Here is a 14,824-nt window from a genome sequence, read left to right as displayed (position 1 = left end):
GCGCGCTGCATGACCGTGATCAAGCAGGACGACCTGATTCAGAGCGTCGCCGATGCCCTGCAATTCATCTCGTACTACCACCCCGTCGATTTCATCCAGGCGATGCACGAGGCCTACCTGCGTGAAGAGTCGCCCGCCGCGCGCGACTCCATCGCCCAGATCCTGATCAACTCGCGCATGTGCGCCACCGGCCACCGGCCGATCTGCCAGGACACCGGCATCGTCACCGTGTTCGTGCGCGTGGGCATGGACGTGCGCTGGGACGGCGCCACCCTGAGCGTCGACGACATGATCAACGAAGGCGTGCGCCGCGCCTACAACCTGCCGGAAAACGTCCTGCGCGCCTCGATCCTGGCCGACCCGGCCGGTGCGCGCAAGAACACCAAGGACAATACCCCGGCAGTCATCCACTACTCCATCGTGCCCGGCGACAAGGTCGAAGTGGACGTCGCAGCCAAGGGCGGCGGTTCGGAGAACAAGTCGAAGATGGCCATGCTCAACCCGTCCGACTCGATCGTCGACTGGGTGCTCAAGACCGTGCCGACCATGGGCGCCGGCTGGTGTCCGCCGGGCATGCTCGGCATCGGCATCGGCGGCACCGCCGAGAAGGCCGCGGTGATGGCCAAGGAAGTGCTGATGGAGTCCATCGACATCCATGAGCTCAAGGCCCGCGGCGCGCAGAACCGCATCGAAGAGATCCGCCTGGAGCTGTTCGACAAGGTCAACCAACTGGGCATCGGCGCCCAGGGCCTGGGCGGCCTGACCACCGTGCTCGACGTCAAGATCATGGACTACCCGACCCACGCCGCCTCCTTGCCGGTGTGCATGATCCCCAACTGCGCGGCCACCCGCCACGCGCACTTCGTGCTCGACGGCTCCGGCCCTGCCGAGCTGGAAGCACCGTCGCTCGACGCCTATCCGGAAATCGTCTGGGAAGCCGGCCCGAGCGCCCGCCGCGTCGACCTCGACAGCATCACCCCGGAAGAAGTGGCCAGCTGGCAACCAGGCGAGACCATCCTGCTCAACGGCAAGATGCTCACCGGCCGCGACGCCGCGCACAAGCGCATGGTCGAGATGCTCAACCGCGGTGAGGAACTGCCGGTCGACCTCAAGGGCCGCTTCATCTACTACGTCGGCCCGGTCGACCCGGTCGGTGACGAAGTGGTCGGCCCGGCCGGCCCCACCACCGCCACGCGGATGGACAAGTTCACCCGGCAGATCCTCGAGCAGACCGGCCTGCTGGGCATGATCGGCAAGTCCGAGCGCGGCCCGACCGCCATCGAGGCGATCCGCGACAACAAGGCCGTGTACCTGATGGCAGTCGGCGGCGCCGCCTACCTGGTGGCCCAGGCCATCCGCAAGTCCCGGGTGCTGGCTTTCGCCGAGCTGGGCATGGAAGCGATCTACGAGTTCGAGGTCAAGGACATGCCGGTGACCGTGGCCGTGGACAGCAAGGGCGAGTCGGTGCACATCACCGGGCCTGCGCTGTGGCAGGGCAAGATCGCCCAGAGCCTGGCGGTGGAAGTGCAGTAAGCGCAGGCGTCATGAAAAAACCGCGCCCTTACCGGCGCGGTTTTTTTTCGCCTGCGTACCGCGCTTTGCGCCCAAATCGCGCCGGCCAGTGGCGATGGGAAAACCCTGGCCGTGCTTGGCGTACGTGGGCCGCGCACTGGTTGCCGGGCCGGCATCGGGCATCGGGCATCGGGCATCGGGCATCGGGTGTGGAGGTAGATCATGCTGGCAACGCTTTGACCCAGAACGACACGATCTTGTCCGACGCCTGGTCCTCGTTCAAGTCGCGCCAGGCATGGCGGGTACGCAGCGAGGGTTCGTGGAGGAAGCCGCGATTGCGCCAGAAACCTTGCAGGGGCTTGTAATCGGCAGGTCGCAGCGGGTGTCCCGAGGGCCGCTCGACCGCGCAGAAGGCACAGTAGTCGAACTCGGCCAACTTGTGCGCGTAGGACTCGCGCTCGATGAAGAAGCGCACCCCTAGACCCTGGTTGCGGTATTCGGGCAGCACCAGCGACCCGCCGAAGTAGTACACCGCGTTCGGGTCGCGGCCGTGTTCGAGGAACGGTTGCTGGAACTCGGCCGAATGGTCCACCAGCGGCAACCCGGTGGAGGCGCCCACCACCCGCCCCTGATCGAGGGCCAGCACCAGCAGGCTGCGGCCCGAGCGGGCGTAGCCTGCCAGATAATCGGCTTCGTATTCCGGGGAGCCGTCGTAGAGGTAGGGAAACTCGCGAAACACCGTCAGGCGCAGGCGAGCGAGGTCATCGATGTAAGGCGCGATCGCAGCGCCATGCAGCAGGCGGATTTCCATGCGAGTTGGTGGTTTCCCCGATGTGGATGGCGCGCTCGGCTAAGCCGGGCCTGAGGGGAAACCCTATCATCCGGCCCTTGTTGCGCCCTTTCCCGTACACGACAGGAACTTTGCCATGACCGCTACGGAACTCGTCCACGCCTACTACGCCGCATTCGACGCCGGCGACATGCCTGGCCTGCTCGCCCTGCTCAACGAAAACGTTATCCACGACATCAACCAGGGCGAACGGCAGATGGGCAAACGTGCGTTCGCCGCCCTCATGGACAAGACGAGCCACTGCTATCGCGAGCGCCTGGAAGACCTGGTGGTGATGCAGAACACCGAGGGCAACCGCGCTGCCGCCGAGTTCACCGTGCATGGCCAGTACCTGGAGGGCGACGAAGGCCTGCCGGTGGCCAAGGGCCAGACCTATGTGCTGGCGGCCGGCACGTTCTTCTACCTGCACTGCGGCAAGATCGCGCGGGTCAGCCATTACCGCAACCTCAACGACTGGCTCGAACAGGTGAGCTGACGCGGTCGACGCAAGGCTAGCGCTACGGCAGTGGCCGGCGCCTTCAGCTGCGCCGGTCGAACAGGTTGGCCACCAGACGGTCGAGCCAGCCCCACAGCCGCTGCTTGACGCGCCGCCACAGGGGACGGGCGCGCCAGCCGGCCAAGTCGACCTCCTGGCTCAGGGCGAAGTCGCGCTGGAAGCTGGCCGCCACCTGGGCGGTGAGCACCGGGTCCAGGCTTTCGATGTTGGCCTCGAGGTTGAAGCGCAGGTTCCAGTGGTCGAAGTTGCAGGAGCCGACACTGACCCAGTCGTCCACCAGCACCATCTTCAGGTGCAGGAAGCACGGCTGGTATTCGAAGATCTTCACCCCCGCGCGCAGCAGCCGCGGGTAGTAGCGGTGGCCGGCATAACGCACCGCCGGATGGTCGGTGCGCGGCCCGGTCAGCAGCAGGCGCACATCGACCCCGCGCTGGGCAGCGCGGCGCAACGAGCGGCGCACGCCCCAGGTGGGCAGGAAATACGGCGTGGCCAACCAGATGCGCCGCTCGCCGGTGTTCAGCTCGCGCACCAGCGAACGCAGGATGTCGCGGTGCTGCCGGGAATCGGCATAGGCCACCCGGCCCAGGCCATGGCCCACCGGCGGCGTGCGCGGCATGCGCGGCAGCCCCTGCTCCGGGCGCCAGGCGGTACGCCGCTGGTTGGCCTGCCACTGGCGGTCGAACAGGGCCTGCCAGTCGCTGACGATGGGGCCTTGCAGGGTCACCATCACTTCGTGCCACTCGCTGGCGGCTTCGCTCGGCACCCAGAATTCGTCCGTCACCCCGGTGCCGCCCACCACCGCCCAGGCCTGGTCCACCAGCAGCAGCTTGCGGTGGTCGCGGTACAGATTGCGCACGCCGCGGCGCCAATGGATGGGGTTGTACTCGCGCAGGTCGACCCCGGCCGTCAGCAGGCGCTGACGGAGGGGACGACCGAAGGCCTGGGCGCCATAGCCGTCGAACAGGCAACGCACCCGCACCCCACGACGCGCCGCCGCTTCCAGGGCCTCCACGACCGCTTCGGCACAGGCGCCCGCCTCGACCAGGTACAACTCAAGGTCGACCTGGGCCTGCGCGCCGGCGATGGCGTCGAGCATGGGCGGAAAGAACGCGGGGCCGTCGATCAGCAGTTCGAACTGGTTGCCTTCGCGCCAGGGAAACACCGGGCCGGGCATGTCAGCGCGCCGTGAAGATCAGCACCGCATTGACCGGCACCGACGGGTTGATGGCCTTGAGCTTGGCGAAGGTGCGCAGGCGCTCCAGGCCAGGCAGCAGGTCGTAGTCGGCGGCACGCAGCACCAGCGGTTCGAGGGTCACCACCTGGAAGCGGCGCTCGTCCAGGCGCGTGGCCAACAACGGCGCGTCGTAGGTGTGCGACTTGCCGTGCAGGTTCACCGTCACCGGGAGGCGCAGCTCGATCTGCGCGCCGTTGGCCAGATCGTTGAGCGGTTGCAGGTCGATCTGCGTCTTCACCGTGGCGTCGGCGAATCGCTTGACCTCGAACAGGTTGTCGCGCATCTGCTCGTCGAGCAGCGGCGTGCCGCTGCTGACCGAGTCCATCTCGATGCGCAGGCCGGCCACGCCTTTGCGGTCGACCGCGCCGTGTAGCACCAGGAACCGGTGCACGTCGACCTGCTCCCCGTTCTTGCCAGTCACGAAGGACACCCGCGACGACTCGCCGTCCAGGTGCCAGTTGGCGTGGGCGGGCAGGCAGAACAGCAGGCACAGGGCGGGAAGCAGACGCGACAGTCTGAACATGTGGAATCTCTGCAAAAGATCGCAACATTACCCGGCCATCCACAGGGCAGCAAGCCGTACTCCCCGCTCCCTTGGCCGCTGCCGCAAGCGCTGCGGCCCTGGCCCTAGGCCAGGACCGGGCACCGGGCCGACCTGTCACGCAAGCATCACCGAAGCTTCACGGCCATGACACGCCCCCTGCCTAGCCTGACCCTGCCCCTTACACCGCCGCTCGACCGGCCGCCCGGCTGGCATATGGAGACGCGTCATGACCTGCATCGCCCGTTCCGCCGACACCGCCCCCGAACGTCGCCTGCACGCCGAACGCCTGATCGGCGCGCCCGCCCTCGCCGAGGCCCAGGCCCTGCGTTTCGAAGTCTTCAGCCAAGCGTTCGCGGCCCGTCTGCACGGCGCCGAACACGGCCTGGACAGCGATGCCTTCGACCCGCACTGCCAGCACATCGGTGTGCGCGATCTGGCCAGCGGCAAACTGGTCGCCACCACACGCCTGCTCGATCACCGGGCCGCCAACAGCCTGGGCCGCTTCTACAGCGAAGAGGAATTCAGCCTGCACGGGCTGCGCGACTTGCAAGGGCCGATCCTGGAGCTGGGCCGCACCTGCGTGCACCCGGCCTACCGCAACGGCGGCACCATCGCCGTGCTCTGGAGCGAGTTGGCCGAGGTGCTCAACGAGGGCGGCTACCGCTATCTGATGGGCTGCGCCAGCATTTCCATGCAGGACGGCGGCCTCCAGGCCCATGCGGTGATGCAGCGCCTGCGCGAGCGCTACCTGTGCACCGAGCATCTGCGTGCCGTACCGAAGAAGCCTTTGCCGAGCCTGGCCGTGCCGGGCAACGTCATCGCCGAGCTGCCGCCGCTGCTCAAGGCCTACATGCGCCTGGGCGCGAAGATCTGCGGCGAACCCTGCTGGGACGAAGACTTCCAGGTCGCCGACGTGTTCATCCTGCTCAAGCGCGACGACCTCTGCCCGCGCTACGCCCGCCATTTCAAGGCCGCCGTGTGATGGGCCGCCTGCGCATCGCCATGCGCTTGGCGCGCCTGCTGCCGGTGCTGGCCCTGGGCGGCGCCATGGCCGCTGCCATCGCCCTGGCCGAGCGGTTGGGCCTGCGACCCTCGCTCGCCCGGCGCCAGCGCTGGGCCCAGACCTTCATGCGCCGCTTGGTAGCAGCCCTGCCCTTCGACGTAGAGGTCACCGGCCGATTGCCAAAACGGCCCATGCTGTGGCTGAGCAACCATGTGTCGTGGACCGACATTCCTCTGCTGGGCATGCTCATGCCGCTGTCGTTCCTGTCCAAGGCCGAAGTGCGCCACTGGCCGCTGGCTGGTTGGTTGGCGAGCCAGGCCGGAACCCTGTTCATCCGCCGTGGCGCGGGCGACGCGCAGTACCTGCGCGCGCAGGTCGGCGGGCAATTGAGCGCCGAACGGCCGCTGTTGATCTTTCCCGAAGGCACTACCGGCACGGGCCGGGCGTTGCGCCCCTTCCACAGCCGTCTACTGGCAGGCGCGATCGACACCGGCACACCGGTGCAGCCGGTCGCCATCGAATACCGACGCGACGGCGCGCCTGACGACGTGGCGCCGTTCGTGGGCGAAGACGACCTGCTCGGGCACCTGTTGCGGCTGTTGGCCCTGCCGCACGGGCAGGTGCGCATCCACTTGCTCGAACCGATCGCCAGTGTCGGCGTGGAACGCGCCGTGCTGGCCTGGCAGGCGCAGCAGGCGGTGCAGCAGGCATTGTTCGGACGGCCGTCGAGTGCCATCAGAAAGCGCCCACAGGCCTGCGCGGCCTGAGCGGCACACCCAGACGGGCCACTGGCGCGTCGAACACGCCGCAACCCGCGCTGTCAGGCTTAGGGCGTTTCGGCCTGCACCTGCGCCACGAACGCCTGCAAGTGCGGATAGAACGCGCGAAAATCGGCGGTCAGCGGTTCGTACAGCGCCTGCAACTGAACGCTGATACCCAGCAACCCCTCGGGCCGCGACAAACGCCGGGCGATACCGTTGAACACCGGCTCCAGCACCGAGAAATCCGCATAGCTGCCCAGCCAGTCGTCCGCCGCCATGAACGGCACCATGCGCGCCAGCCGTTCGGGCAGCGCGGGTTCGGCGAGCAGCACGCGGTACACCTGCTGCGTAAAGTCGTCCAGAGGCCGGTCGGCGTAGTCGGCCCAGTGCCGCGCCAGGCAATGGTCGAAGAACACATCCAGGGCGATACCGGCAAAGCGCCGCCGTTCGCGGGGAAAGCGACCCAGCGCGGTGAGTACCAAAGGGTGGCTGTCGGTGAACGAATCGATGCGCCGGTGCAAACGGATCGCCTGTTCCAGCGCTGGCGAAAAGCGCCCGTGCAGGTCGCCTTTGACGAAATCCCCGTACAGGCTGCCGAGCAGTTGCTCGGGCGCATCGCCGCCAAGGTGAAGGTGGGCTAGGTAGTTCATGGCGGCAGCTTAGCATTTATATCGTTATAACCCGATATAGCGATTTATTTGGAACTTGGTGCGGATCGGTATTTCCATATCGGAATGCAACGATTTATATTTCGCCACATTCCGATATTCAGTAAAGCCGATACGAGTCCGTTGCCGTGCCCCTCGACCTCGACGACATCATCAAAGCCCTGGCCCACCCGCTGCGCCGCGAGATCCTTGCCTGGCTCAAGGACCCGGCCACGCAGTTCCCCGACCAGTACCACAGCATCGAGCACGGCGTGTGCGCCGGGCAGATCGACCAGCGTTGCGGGCTGTCTCAGTCGACCGTCTCGGCGCACCTGGCTACCTTGCAGCGCGCCGGTCTGGTCAGCAGCCGCAAGGTCGGCCAGTGGCACTTCTTCCAACGCGACGAAGCGACGATCAAGGCCTTTCTGCAAGCCTTGGCCGAGCAGCTTTGACGCATACCTGTCCACCCCCCTCCCACGCCTCGAAGGTAATACCATGACCACGCTGTTCGATCCCATCACCCTAGGCGACCTCGAGTTGCCCAACCGCATCATCATGGCGCCGCTGACCCGCTGCCGCGCCGACGAAGGCCGCGTGCCCAATGCATTGATGGCCGAGTATTACGTGCAGCGCGCCAGCGCCGGCCTGATCCTCAGTGAAGCGACGTCGGTCACGCCCATGGGCGTCGGCTACCCGCAGACCCCCGGCATCTGGAACGATGAACAGGTACGCGGCTGGAGCAACGTGACCAGCGCGCTGCACGCCGCCGGTGGGCGCATCTTCCTGCAACTGTGGCACGTGGGGCGCATCTCGCACCCGCTGTACCTCAATGGCGAGCTGCCTGTGGCGCCGAGCGCCATTCAGCCGGCCGGGCACGTCAGCCTGGTTCGCCCCTACGCCGACTTCCCGACCCCACGCGCCCTTGAAACCGAAGAAATCGCCGACATCGTCGAGGCCTACCGCGTCGGTGCCGAGAACGCCAAAGCCGCCGGTTTCGATGGTGTGGAAATCCATGGCGCCAACGGCTACCTGCTCGACCAGTTCCTTCAGTCGAGCACCAACCAGCGTACAGACGCCTACGGCGGCTCGCTGGAAAACCGCGCACGGCTGCTGCTGGAAGTGACCGATGCAGTCGTCGGCGTATGGGGCGCGGGCCGTGTGGGCATGCACCTGTCGCCACGGGCCGACCTGCACGACATGGGCGACGCCGACCGCAGCGAAACCTTCACTTATGTGGCGCGCGAGCTGGGCAAGCGTGGCCTGGCGTTCATCTGCTCGCGGGAAAAGGAAGCCGCCGACAGCCTCGGCCCGCAGCTCAAGGAAGCGTTCGGCGGTCCGTACATCGTCAACGAGAAATTCGACAAAGCCAGCGCCAACGCCGCCCTGGCGGCCGGCACCGCCGATGCGGTGGCCTTTGGCGTGCCCTACATCGCCAACCCGGACTTGCCCGAGCGCATGGCCAAGGACGCGCCGCTCAACGAGCCGCACAGCGACACGTTCTACAGCCATGGGCCGGTGGGTTACATCGATTATCCGCGGCTGTAAGGCGTACCGCGCAGGCACCCGTCGAGCGCTTGCCTGACGCTCGTCGCTTGCCGGCGAGCAGCGCCTTAAGTTGTGCAAACGATTAAAGCCATCCTTTCGTTCACCGAAAGGATGGCTTTTTTGCATGAACCGTTTCACCTGCGAAGAAAAACGGAAAACTCCACCCATCAGCATCGATCCGGTACGGACAAGCGCGATTGGTACATTCGTTCAGACTTGTACAAACTGCCACTATTTGTAGAACTTTACCCGAAAGGCTTAGTCGGACCCCCTACTTTAGTAATGGACCGACCATGACCTACGTCAATGCAAACGTCGCCGAAGTAGGCTACGGCCAGGCTCCACTGCCTTTCCCTGCCACCCGCTTCGACGATCTCGCCACCCTGCTTCAGGCCCCCCCATTCGAAGCGCTGGTGCTCACTGCCGGACTGGATGAAACCCGGCGCCTGCTGCGTACCTTGCGCACCGCCGACAGCCCCTATGCGCTGACGCCGATCTACACCCTGCATGACCAAGATGCCTGGATACGGGCCCTGGCCGACGGCCCCGTGCCGGGCCAGCAGCGCGTGCTCGACGAGCAGGTGCGCCTGCACCGCGAACGCTTGGCGCTGTTCAACCAGGGACGGCCCGCGCAAGGCGCCGAAGCCCTGTTGCTCGCCTACCTGTGGTTGCGCACGCCCGGCCGGCTCGAGCCGCTGCGCGACCCAGGCAACCCGCAGCATTACGACTACCCCCTGGCCCGCGCGCTGGGCGGCGAGGCGCTCAACAGCCAGGCCCTGGTGCGTACCCTGGCCCAGCGCGGCTGGCTGCAGAGCGTGAGCCTGTGCGACCGCATCCGCCTGTGCCGGCGTTGCGGCAGCGGCATGCTCAACTACGTCGATGTGTGCACCGAATGCGCCGCGCTGGACATCCAACGCCTGGCCTCGCTGCACTGCTTCACCTGTGGCCATATCGGCCGTCAGGGCGACTTCCTCAAGGACGGCGCGCTGGTCTGCCCCAACTGCCTGAGCCGTCTGCGGCATATCGGCAGCGACTACGACCGCCCGCTGGAAAACTACGCCTGCAACCAATGCCAGGCGTTCTTCATCGATGCCGACGTGCAGGCGCGCTGCCTGGATTGCGGCGAGCAGCATGCGCCGGATGCCTTGCAGGTGCGCGAGCTGCGCGCCTATCAGTTGTCCGAAAACGGCCGCCTTGCCGCGCGCCAAGGCTTGGAGCGCAATGCCCCACCGCTGTTGGACGGCATCGCCATGATCGGCGACGAAGCCTTCCGCACCCTGCTCGACTGGCAACTGGAATTGATCGAGCGGCACCAGGCGCCGCGCTTCGCCTTGCTCGGCATGCGCTTCAAGCACCTGGGCCGCGTCATCGAGCGGCTCGGCCCGCAACGCGGCCATGCGCTGCTCGATGCGCTGATCGAGCGTATTCAGGTGGCCATTCGCGATACCGATCGCTGCACCCGCACCAGCGAAGAACAGCTCTGGTTGCTGCTGATGTACACCGACGCCCCTGGCCTGCAACGGGTGGTCGAACGGCTCAACGCCATCAGCGACCTGTTCGTCGGCCAGGACCTGCAGGACATCGAGTTGCACACCACGGCCTGCCTGGCGCCCGAAGGCGTGCTGGAGAAGGAGAATGCGCAACTGTTGATGGCGCGCCTGGCCGGGGAACTGGGATGAACGCCCTGGCCGAACACTGGCAGACCTGGTTCGCCGAGATGCAGGGGCCCGACGGCCACTGGCGACTGTTCCTGATGGTGTTCCCCTACTTCCTGCTGTTGGAAGTGCCGCTGAACCTGTTGGTGCTGCTCGGCACCCTGCGCTGGTTCGTGCGCCAGCGCAGCGTCGTGCCGGTACTCACGCCCTGGCATCCGCGGGTGTCGATCATCATCACCTGCTACAGCGAGGGCAAGGACGTCGAGCTGACCTTGCGCAGCCTGGTCGAACAGACCTACCCCGGGGTGATCGAGATCATTCCGGTGATCGACGGCGCCAGCGCCAATACCCTGACCACCGAAACCGTGCGCCGCTACAAGCGCACCCAGCGCCTGCCCGGCAATCGTCTGCTGCGCCCCATCGCCAAATGGCAGCGTGGCGGGCGGGTGTCGTCGCTCAACACCGGTTTGAGCTTCAGCCAAGGCGAGATCGTCATCAACGTCGATGGCGACACGTCGTTCGACAACGACATGGTCACGCACATGGTGGCGCACTTCCGCGATCCGGCCGTGCCCGCCGTGGCCGGCAGCTTGCGGGTGCGCAATGCCGCGCAGTCGCTGGTGGCGCGTATCCAGGCGCTGGAATACCTGCTGTCGATCCACATGAGCAAGATCGGGCTGGCCGAGTGGAACCTGGTGAACAACGTCTCCGGCGCGTTCGGCGCGTTTCGCCGCAGCTTCCTCGAACAGATCGGCGGTTGGGACACCCACACGGCTGAAGACCTCGACCTGACCTTGCGCATCAAGAGCTATTTCCGCCGCTACGGGCTGCGCATTCCGTTCGAGCCGCGGGCGATCGGCCACACCGACGCGCCGGCCACCTGGAAGGGCTTTTTGCAACAGCGACTGCGCTGGGACGGTGATCTGTTCTTCATCTACGCGCGCAAGCATCGCCACGCCTTCAATCCGCAACTGGTCGGCTGGCCGAACTTCCTCATGCTGCTGGTCAGCGGCCTGTTCTTCCAGCTGATGCTGCCGCTGATCATCGTCGGCTACAGCGTGGTGGGCCTGCTCATTCTGCCGACCACGGCCTTCATATTCTTCTCGCTGCTGATCTATGGCCTGTACCTGGTCATGGCCAGCGGGCTGTACCTGGCCATGCTGTTGATGGTCAGCGAACGTCCACGCCAGGACCTGCGCCTGGCCTGGATCCTGCCGGTGTACCCATTGGCCATGTACCTGCTGCGCTGCTGGAGCGTGGTGGCGCTGCTCAACGAGCTGCTGCGCCGTGGCCACGAAGAATCCAGCATGGCGCCCTGGTGGGTGCTCAAGCGTGCCAGACGCTTCTAACAAGACGACCCCTCACATGACTCCGATCCGTATACCTGCCGCCAGGCCGCTGGCCTGCTGTCTGGCGTTACTGGCCTGGCCCGCGCTGGCCATGGCCCAGCCGCTGACCCTCGAACAGGCCCTGCAACGCGCCGGCGACGGTGCCGGCGTGCAGTCGGCCAGCGAACAACTGCAAGCGCGCTATGCCGCCCACGAACAACGCCAGAGCGAAAGCGGCTGGGAGATGTTCGGCAATGCCACGGTAGGCCGCTACCACGAACTGGTCACCGAAGACCTGCGCAACGACTACTACGGCCGCAGCTTGGCCGTGGGCGTGCGCTACCCGCTGCTGGGCAGCCTGCGCAAGCGCCTCGACGCTCTGCACGACAGCGCGCGCGACGCCAGCCTGGCGCAGATCGAACAGGGCTACCGCCGCGCCCAGCAACGCCTGGCGGTGCGCAGCGCCTATGCCGACTGGTGGCGCGCCCGTGAAGAACAGCGTGTGTGCGAGGGCGTCGATGCCGTGGCCCGCGAGGCCAACGCGCAGATGGCGCAACGCCTGGCACAGCACTGGGTCCTACCTTCCGATGCGCAACTGGTGCGCAGCCAATGGCAGGCGATCGGCGACCGTTGCGCGTTGCAGCGCGACCTCATCGAAGACGTGCGCGCCAGCCTCGCCAGCCTCGGTGTACCGCTGCAAGCCGGTGACACCCCGCAGGCCCAGGCGCTGGCCGACCGACCCGAGCCGCTGCAAGCCTGGGAGCCGCAGTTGCAGCACAACCCGCGCATCGCCGGGCGCGACACCGAGCTGGCCAGTGCCGAGCAGCGCCGTAAGCAGCCGTGGTACAGCGCGGTCGACGCCTACTTCAATCTGTCGCAGTCGTTCGAACAACGCAGCGGCGCCGCCGACAACGGCAGTGGCCTGGCCGTGGGCGTGACGTTCTCGGCGCCGGTCGACCTGCTCGACTACGGCTCGGCGCGCCAGCGCGAAGGCGAAGCGCGCTACCAGGCGGCGCTGCAAGCGCGCGAGCAGGCACAAGGCGAGCTGCTGCGCGAAGTGGGCAAGGTGATCGCCCAGCAGCGCCGCAGCGTCAACGAATACCAACGCCTCAGCCAGCGCCGCCAGGGGCTGGGCACGCTGCTCGACGAGCGGCGCCAGCGCCGCGATTTCGATGCGGGCCAAGCCGCGATGGCCCTGCAACAGGCACAGATCGACGACTACAACGCCCGCTTCGCGCAGATCGCAGCGTGGCACCGGGTGTGGTTGCAGGAGTCGGCGCTGCGCCTGTTCGGCGACGACAGTCCGGCCTTCGACGCGCTGCTGGGCAGCAGCCGCGCGCACTGGCAGGCCAGCGGCGAGCGTTCTGACTCGGCCCGCCCCGCCTGGCGCCAAGGCGTGTACATCTGGGACAGCCAGGCGCTGCTTGACCCGGCCCGTCGGGCGCGGGAGCTCGCGCAGCTGCGCAGCGCCGGTTTGAGCGAGCTGAATGTCGGGCTGTCCAGCCGCCAAGTCGCTGCGCCGGCCACCCACGGCCAGTTGCAGGCACTGCTCGAGGCGGCCCATGGTCAGGGCCTGCGGATCAACCTGCTACTGGGCGATCCAAGCTGGATTCAAACGGCGCATCGACCCGGCCTGATCGCCTTGATCGGCCAGTACGCCGACCTGCCCTTTGACGGCCTGCACCTGGATCTGGAGGTCGAGCAGTTGGGTTGGCCGGTGCCCGACGCCCACGTGCGCGAGTGGCTGTCGACCCTGCGCGAAGCCAAGGCGGCCAGCCCCTGGCCGCTGATGCTGTCGAGCCATCCGCGCTGGTTCGAAGGCCAGAACGCTGGCGCCAATTGTGTGCCCTGCACCTTGCAGAACCTGGGCGTGACCCAGGTCAGCCTGATGATCTACACCCGCGCCGCCGACAAGAGCGCCCAACGCGCCCTGGACATCGCCCAGCGTTGGCCCGCCCTCAAGCTGCGCCTGGCGCAGAGCGTCGAAATCGATCAATCGCCACGCATCAGCTGGGCCGGCAGTTCGGCCGCAGACCTGCGCCAGCAGGCGACGCACTGGCGCCAAGCGCTGCAACCGGCCGGCCTGAGCGGCATCGACTGGCAATCCTGGACCGACTTTCCGAGAAACAAATGAAAATCCGATTCGATAGCCCCAAGGAGCACCACCCCACCCAGGACAACGGCATGCAGGTGCTGTACGCGCCCGGCAAACGCCTTGCCTTCCGCTTGCGCTGGTACCTGATCGTGCTGCTGATCCTGATTCCGCCGGCATGGCTGGCCGCGCGCTACGGTCTGGACCTGATCCGCGTCGAAGCGCCGGCGCTGGTGCGCCTGCCGACGCTGGAAGTGCGCGCCATGCAACCTGGGCAGATCGCCGAGCTCAAGGTGCAGGTGGGCGACCACGTGCAGCCCGGTGCGCCGCTGTTGCAGATGGACAACCCCGAATGGCGCCTGCGCCTGAACCTGCTGCAAGGCCAGGATGAGGCGGTGGTGGCAGGCTCGCCCGAAGTCGTCACGCGCAACCGCCAGGTGCTGCAACGCCTGGTCGACCGTGCGGCGCAGCGGGTGCGCGAAGTCCGTGGTTTGCTCGCCCGCCAGGCCGCGACCCAAGGCGAACTGCTCGACGCGCAGAACCAACTGGACAACCGCGAGGCCGAGCGCCTGGCCTGGGAGCGCAGCGTGACCGGCGGCAGTAGCGACCTGCGTTACCAACAGCAGCAGCGCCGCGAAGCGCATTGGTTGCAACAGCGCCTGCAACAGATGCAGGTCACGGCGGCAGAGGCGGCGCGGGTCGCCGAAGTGGTCGCCGCACCCGGCGAGAACGTCGGCCCTGGCACGCTGCTGATGCGCCTGGAACGTACCGGGCCCGCGCAGCTGTGGGTCTACCTCGACCCCAAGGATGTGCGCTATTCCACGCCCGGCACGCCGCTGGACGTGCGCTTGCCCGACGGCAGCTGGACGCATGCCACGGTGATCAACCCGGCCGAAAGCGCCAACCCTTTGCCGAGCGATCTGCGCAAACCGTTCAGCAGCCCGACCCGCGGCCTGATGGTCCCGGCCAGTTTCGACGCGGCGCTCGACTCGGCCTGGCGGATCGACTCCCTGCCGGTCCGCGTACGCTTCGCCCGCGACGACTGGAGGACCTGGTTCGGCCTGGACGCTTGACGCCGCACGTAGGGCGGTTCGCCGAGCCGCCCTGCTTGGGGGCGGCTCAGCTTTGGAGACAAATGCCGATGTGCAGGTGCTCCA

14 protein-coding genes are annotated in these 14,824 nt (G+C 66.9%); 10 read left to right on the top strand and 4 right to left on the bottom strand.

What is annotated here, in order from left to right; all coding sequences use genetic code 11:
• The first annotated feature begins 9 nt into the window (after positions 1–9).
• Positions 10–1,533, top strand: a complete 1,524-nt coding sequence (locus tag B4M43_RS00915; protein ID WP_296263238.1) for a fumarate hydratase — start codon at positions 10–12, stop codon at positions 1,531–1,533.
• A gap of 199 nt (positions 1,534–1,732) precedes the next feature.
• Here B4M43_RS00915 and B4M43_RS00910 read toward each other — a convergent pair whose 3' ends face one another.
• On the bottom strand, positions 1,733–2,323 hold the full coding sequence (locus B4M43_RS00910; RefSeq protein WP_296263236.1) for a GNAT family N-acetyltransferase: 591 nt from the start codon (positions 2,321–2,323) through the stop codon (positions 1,733–1,735).
• A gap of 115 nt (positions 2,324–2,438) precedes the next feature.
• On the opposite strand from B4M43_RS00910, the gene B4M43_RS00905 reads away from it, so the two are divergent.
• Positions 2,439–2,837, top strand: coding sequence for a ketosteroid isomerase-related protein (locus tag B4M43_RS00905; RefSeq protein ID WP_296263235.1), 399 nt, complete (start codon positions 2,439–2,441; stop codon positions 2,835–2,837).
• 43 nt (positions 2,838–2,880) lie between these two features.
• Here B4M43_RS00905 and B4M43_RS00900 read toward each other — a convergent pair whose 3' ends face one another.
• Together B4M43_RS00900 and B4M43_RS00895 are read right to left on the bottom strand one after the other, a co-directional pair.
• The gene (locus tag B4M43_RS00900; protein ID WP_296263233.1) at positions 2,881–4,032 is read right to left on the bottom strand and encodes a phospholipase D-like domain-containing protein; all 1,152 of its coding nucleotides are present in this window, start codon (positions 4,030–4,032) and stop codon (positions 2,881–2,883) included.
• A 1-nt stretch (position 4,033) separates the two neighbouring features.
• Positions 4,034–4,615, bottom strand: a complete 582-nt coding sequence (locus tag B4M43_RS00895; RefSeq protein WP_296263231.1) for a YceI family protein — start codon at positions 4,613–4,615, stop codon at positions 4,034–4,036.
• Positions 4,616–4,862: 247 nt separating this feature from the next.
• On the opposite strand from B4M43_RS00895, the gene olsB reads away from it, so the two are divergent.
• Entirely contained in the window at positions 4,863–5,618 is a 756-nt protein-coding gene (gene olsB / locus B4M43_RS00890; protein ID WP_296263230.1) for an L-ornithine N(alpha)-acyltransferase, read from the top strand.
• Entirely contained in the window at positions 5,618–6,406 is a 789-nt protein-coding gene (locus B4M43_RS00885) for a lysophospholipid acyltransferase family protein (protein ID WP_296263228.1), read from the top strand. Before olsB ends, B4M43_RS00885 begins: the two co-directional genes overlap by 1 nt.
• A 59-nt stretch (positions 6,407–6,465) precedes the next feature.
• Here the strand turns inward: B4M43_RS00885 and B4M43_RS00880 are convergent, their stop codons facing one another.
• A complete protein-coding gene (locus B4M43_RS00880) occupies positions 6,466–7,050 on the bottom strand; it encodes an ACP phosphodiesterase (protein WP_296263226.1) in 585 nt (194 codons plus the stop codon).
• 146 nt (positions 7,051–7,196) lie between these two features.
• Here B4M43_RS00880 and B4M43_RS00875 point away from each other — a divergent pair, with 146 nt between their 5' ends.
• From B4M43_RS00875 to B4M43_RS00850, 6 genes are all read left to right on the top strand, one after another.
• Complete coding sequence (locus B4M43_RS00875; RefSeq protein ID WP_296263224.1) at positions 7,197–7,499, top strand: ArsR/SmtB family transcription factor; 303 nt, start codon at positions 7,197–7,199, stop codon at positions 7,497–7,499.
• Positions 7,500–7,542: 43 nt separating this feature from the next.
• Positions 7,543–8,592: an alkene reductase gene (locus tag B4M43_RS00870; protein ID WP_296263223.1), complete on the top strand. Its 1,050-nt coding sequence runs from the start codon at positions 7,543–7,545 to the stop codon at positions 8,590–8,592.
• Between the two features lie 293 nt (positions 8,593–8,885).
• Positions 8,886–10,271 carry a diguanylate cyclase domain-containing protein gene (locus tag B4M43_RS00865; RefSeq protein ID WP_296263220.1) on the top strand — a complete coding sequence of 462 codons (1,386 nt, stop codon included), beginning with the start codon at positions 8,886–8,888 and terminating at the stop codon, positions 10,269–10,271.
• The gene (locus tag B4M43_RS00860; protein ID WP_296263218.1) at positions 10,268–11,596 is read left to right on the top strand and encodes a glycosyltransferase family 2 protein; all 1,329 of its coding nucleotides are present in this window, start codon (positions 10,268–10,270) and stop codon (positions 11,594–11,596) included. The genes B4M43_RS00865 and B4M43_RS00860 overlap by 4 nt, the downstream gene beginning before the upstream one ends.
• A 16-nt stretch (positions 11,597–11,612) precedes the next feature.
• On the top strand, positions 11,613–13,709 hold the full coding sequence (locus B4M43_RS00855) for a hypothetical protein (protein WP_296263216.1): 2,097 nt from the start codon (positions 11,613–11,615) through the stop codon (positions 13,707–13,709).
• Entirely contained in the window at positions 13,706–14,740 is a 1,035-nt protein-coding gene (locus B4M43_RS00850) for an HlyD family secretion protein (protein WP_296263215.1), read from the top strand. The genes B4M43_RS00855 and B4M43_RS00850 overlap by 4 nt, the downstream gene beginning before the upstream one ends.
• Positions 14,741–14,824 lie beyond the last annotated feature (84 nt).

Origin of the sequence: Pseudomonas sp. UBA6562 (assembly GCF_002434265.1) — a bacterium.
Classification (GTDB): Bacteria; Pseudomonadota; Gammaproteobacteria; order Pseudomonadales; family Pseudomonadaceae; genus Aquipseudomonas.
This window is presented reverse-complemented; position numbering and strand designations above follow the sequence as displayed.

Bases quoted from the DNA above. Each gene is read 5' to 3' on its own strand.
- B4M43_RS00905 (WP_296263235.1), top strand. From the start codon at position 2,439: ATGACCGCTACGGAACTCGTCCACGCCTACTACGCCGCATTCGACGCC.
- B4M43_RS00850 (WP_296263215.1), top strand. From the start codon at position 13,706: ATGAAAATCCGATTCGATAGCCCCAAGGAGCACCACCCCACCCAGGAC.
- olsB (WP_296263230.1), top strand. From the start codon at position 4,863: ATGACCTGCATCGCCCGTTCCGCCGACACCGCCCCCGAACGTCGCCTG.
- B4M43_RS00915 (WP_296263238.1), top strand. From the start codon at position 10: ATGACCGTGATCAAGCAGGACGACCTGATTCAGAGCGTCGCCGATGCC.
- B4M43_RS00870 (WP_296263223.1), top strand. From the start codon at position 7,543: ATGACCACGCTGTTCGATCCCATCACCCTAGGCGACCTCGAGTTGCCC.
- B4M43_RS00880 (WP_296263226.1), bottom strand. From the start codon at position 7,050: ATGAACTACCTAGCCCACCTTCACCTTGGCGGCGATGCGCCCGAGCAA.
- B4M43_RS00885 (WP_296263228.1), top strand. From the start codon at position 5,618: ATGGGCCGCCTGCGCATCGCCATGCGCTTGGCGCGCCTGCTGCCGGTG.
- B4M43_RS00865 (WP_296263220.1), top strand. From the start codon at position 8,886: ATGACCTACGTCAATGCAAACGTCGCCGAAGTAGGCTACGGCCAGGCT.
- B4M43_RS00900 (WP_296263233.1), bottom strand. From the start codon at position 4,032: ATGCCCGGCCCGGTGTTTCCCTGGCGCGAAGGCAACCAGTTCGAACTG.
- B4M43_RS00895 (WP_296263231.1), bottom strand. From the start codon at position 4,615: ATGTTCAGACTGTCGCGTCTGCTTCCCGCCCTGTGCCTGCTGTTCTGC.
- B4M43_RS00860 (WP_296263218.1), top strand. From the start codon at position 10,268: ATGAACGCCCTGGCCGAACACTGGCAGACCTGGTTCGCCGAGATGCAG.
- B4M43_RS00855 (WP_296263216.1), top strand. From the start codon at position 11,613: ATGACTCCGATCCGTATACCTGCCGCCAGGCCGCTGGCCTGCTGTCTG.
- B4M43_RS00910 (WP_296263236.1), bottom strand. From the start codon at position 2,323: ATGGAAATCCGCCTGCTGCATGGCGCTGCGATCGCGCCTTACATCGAT.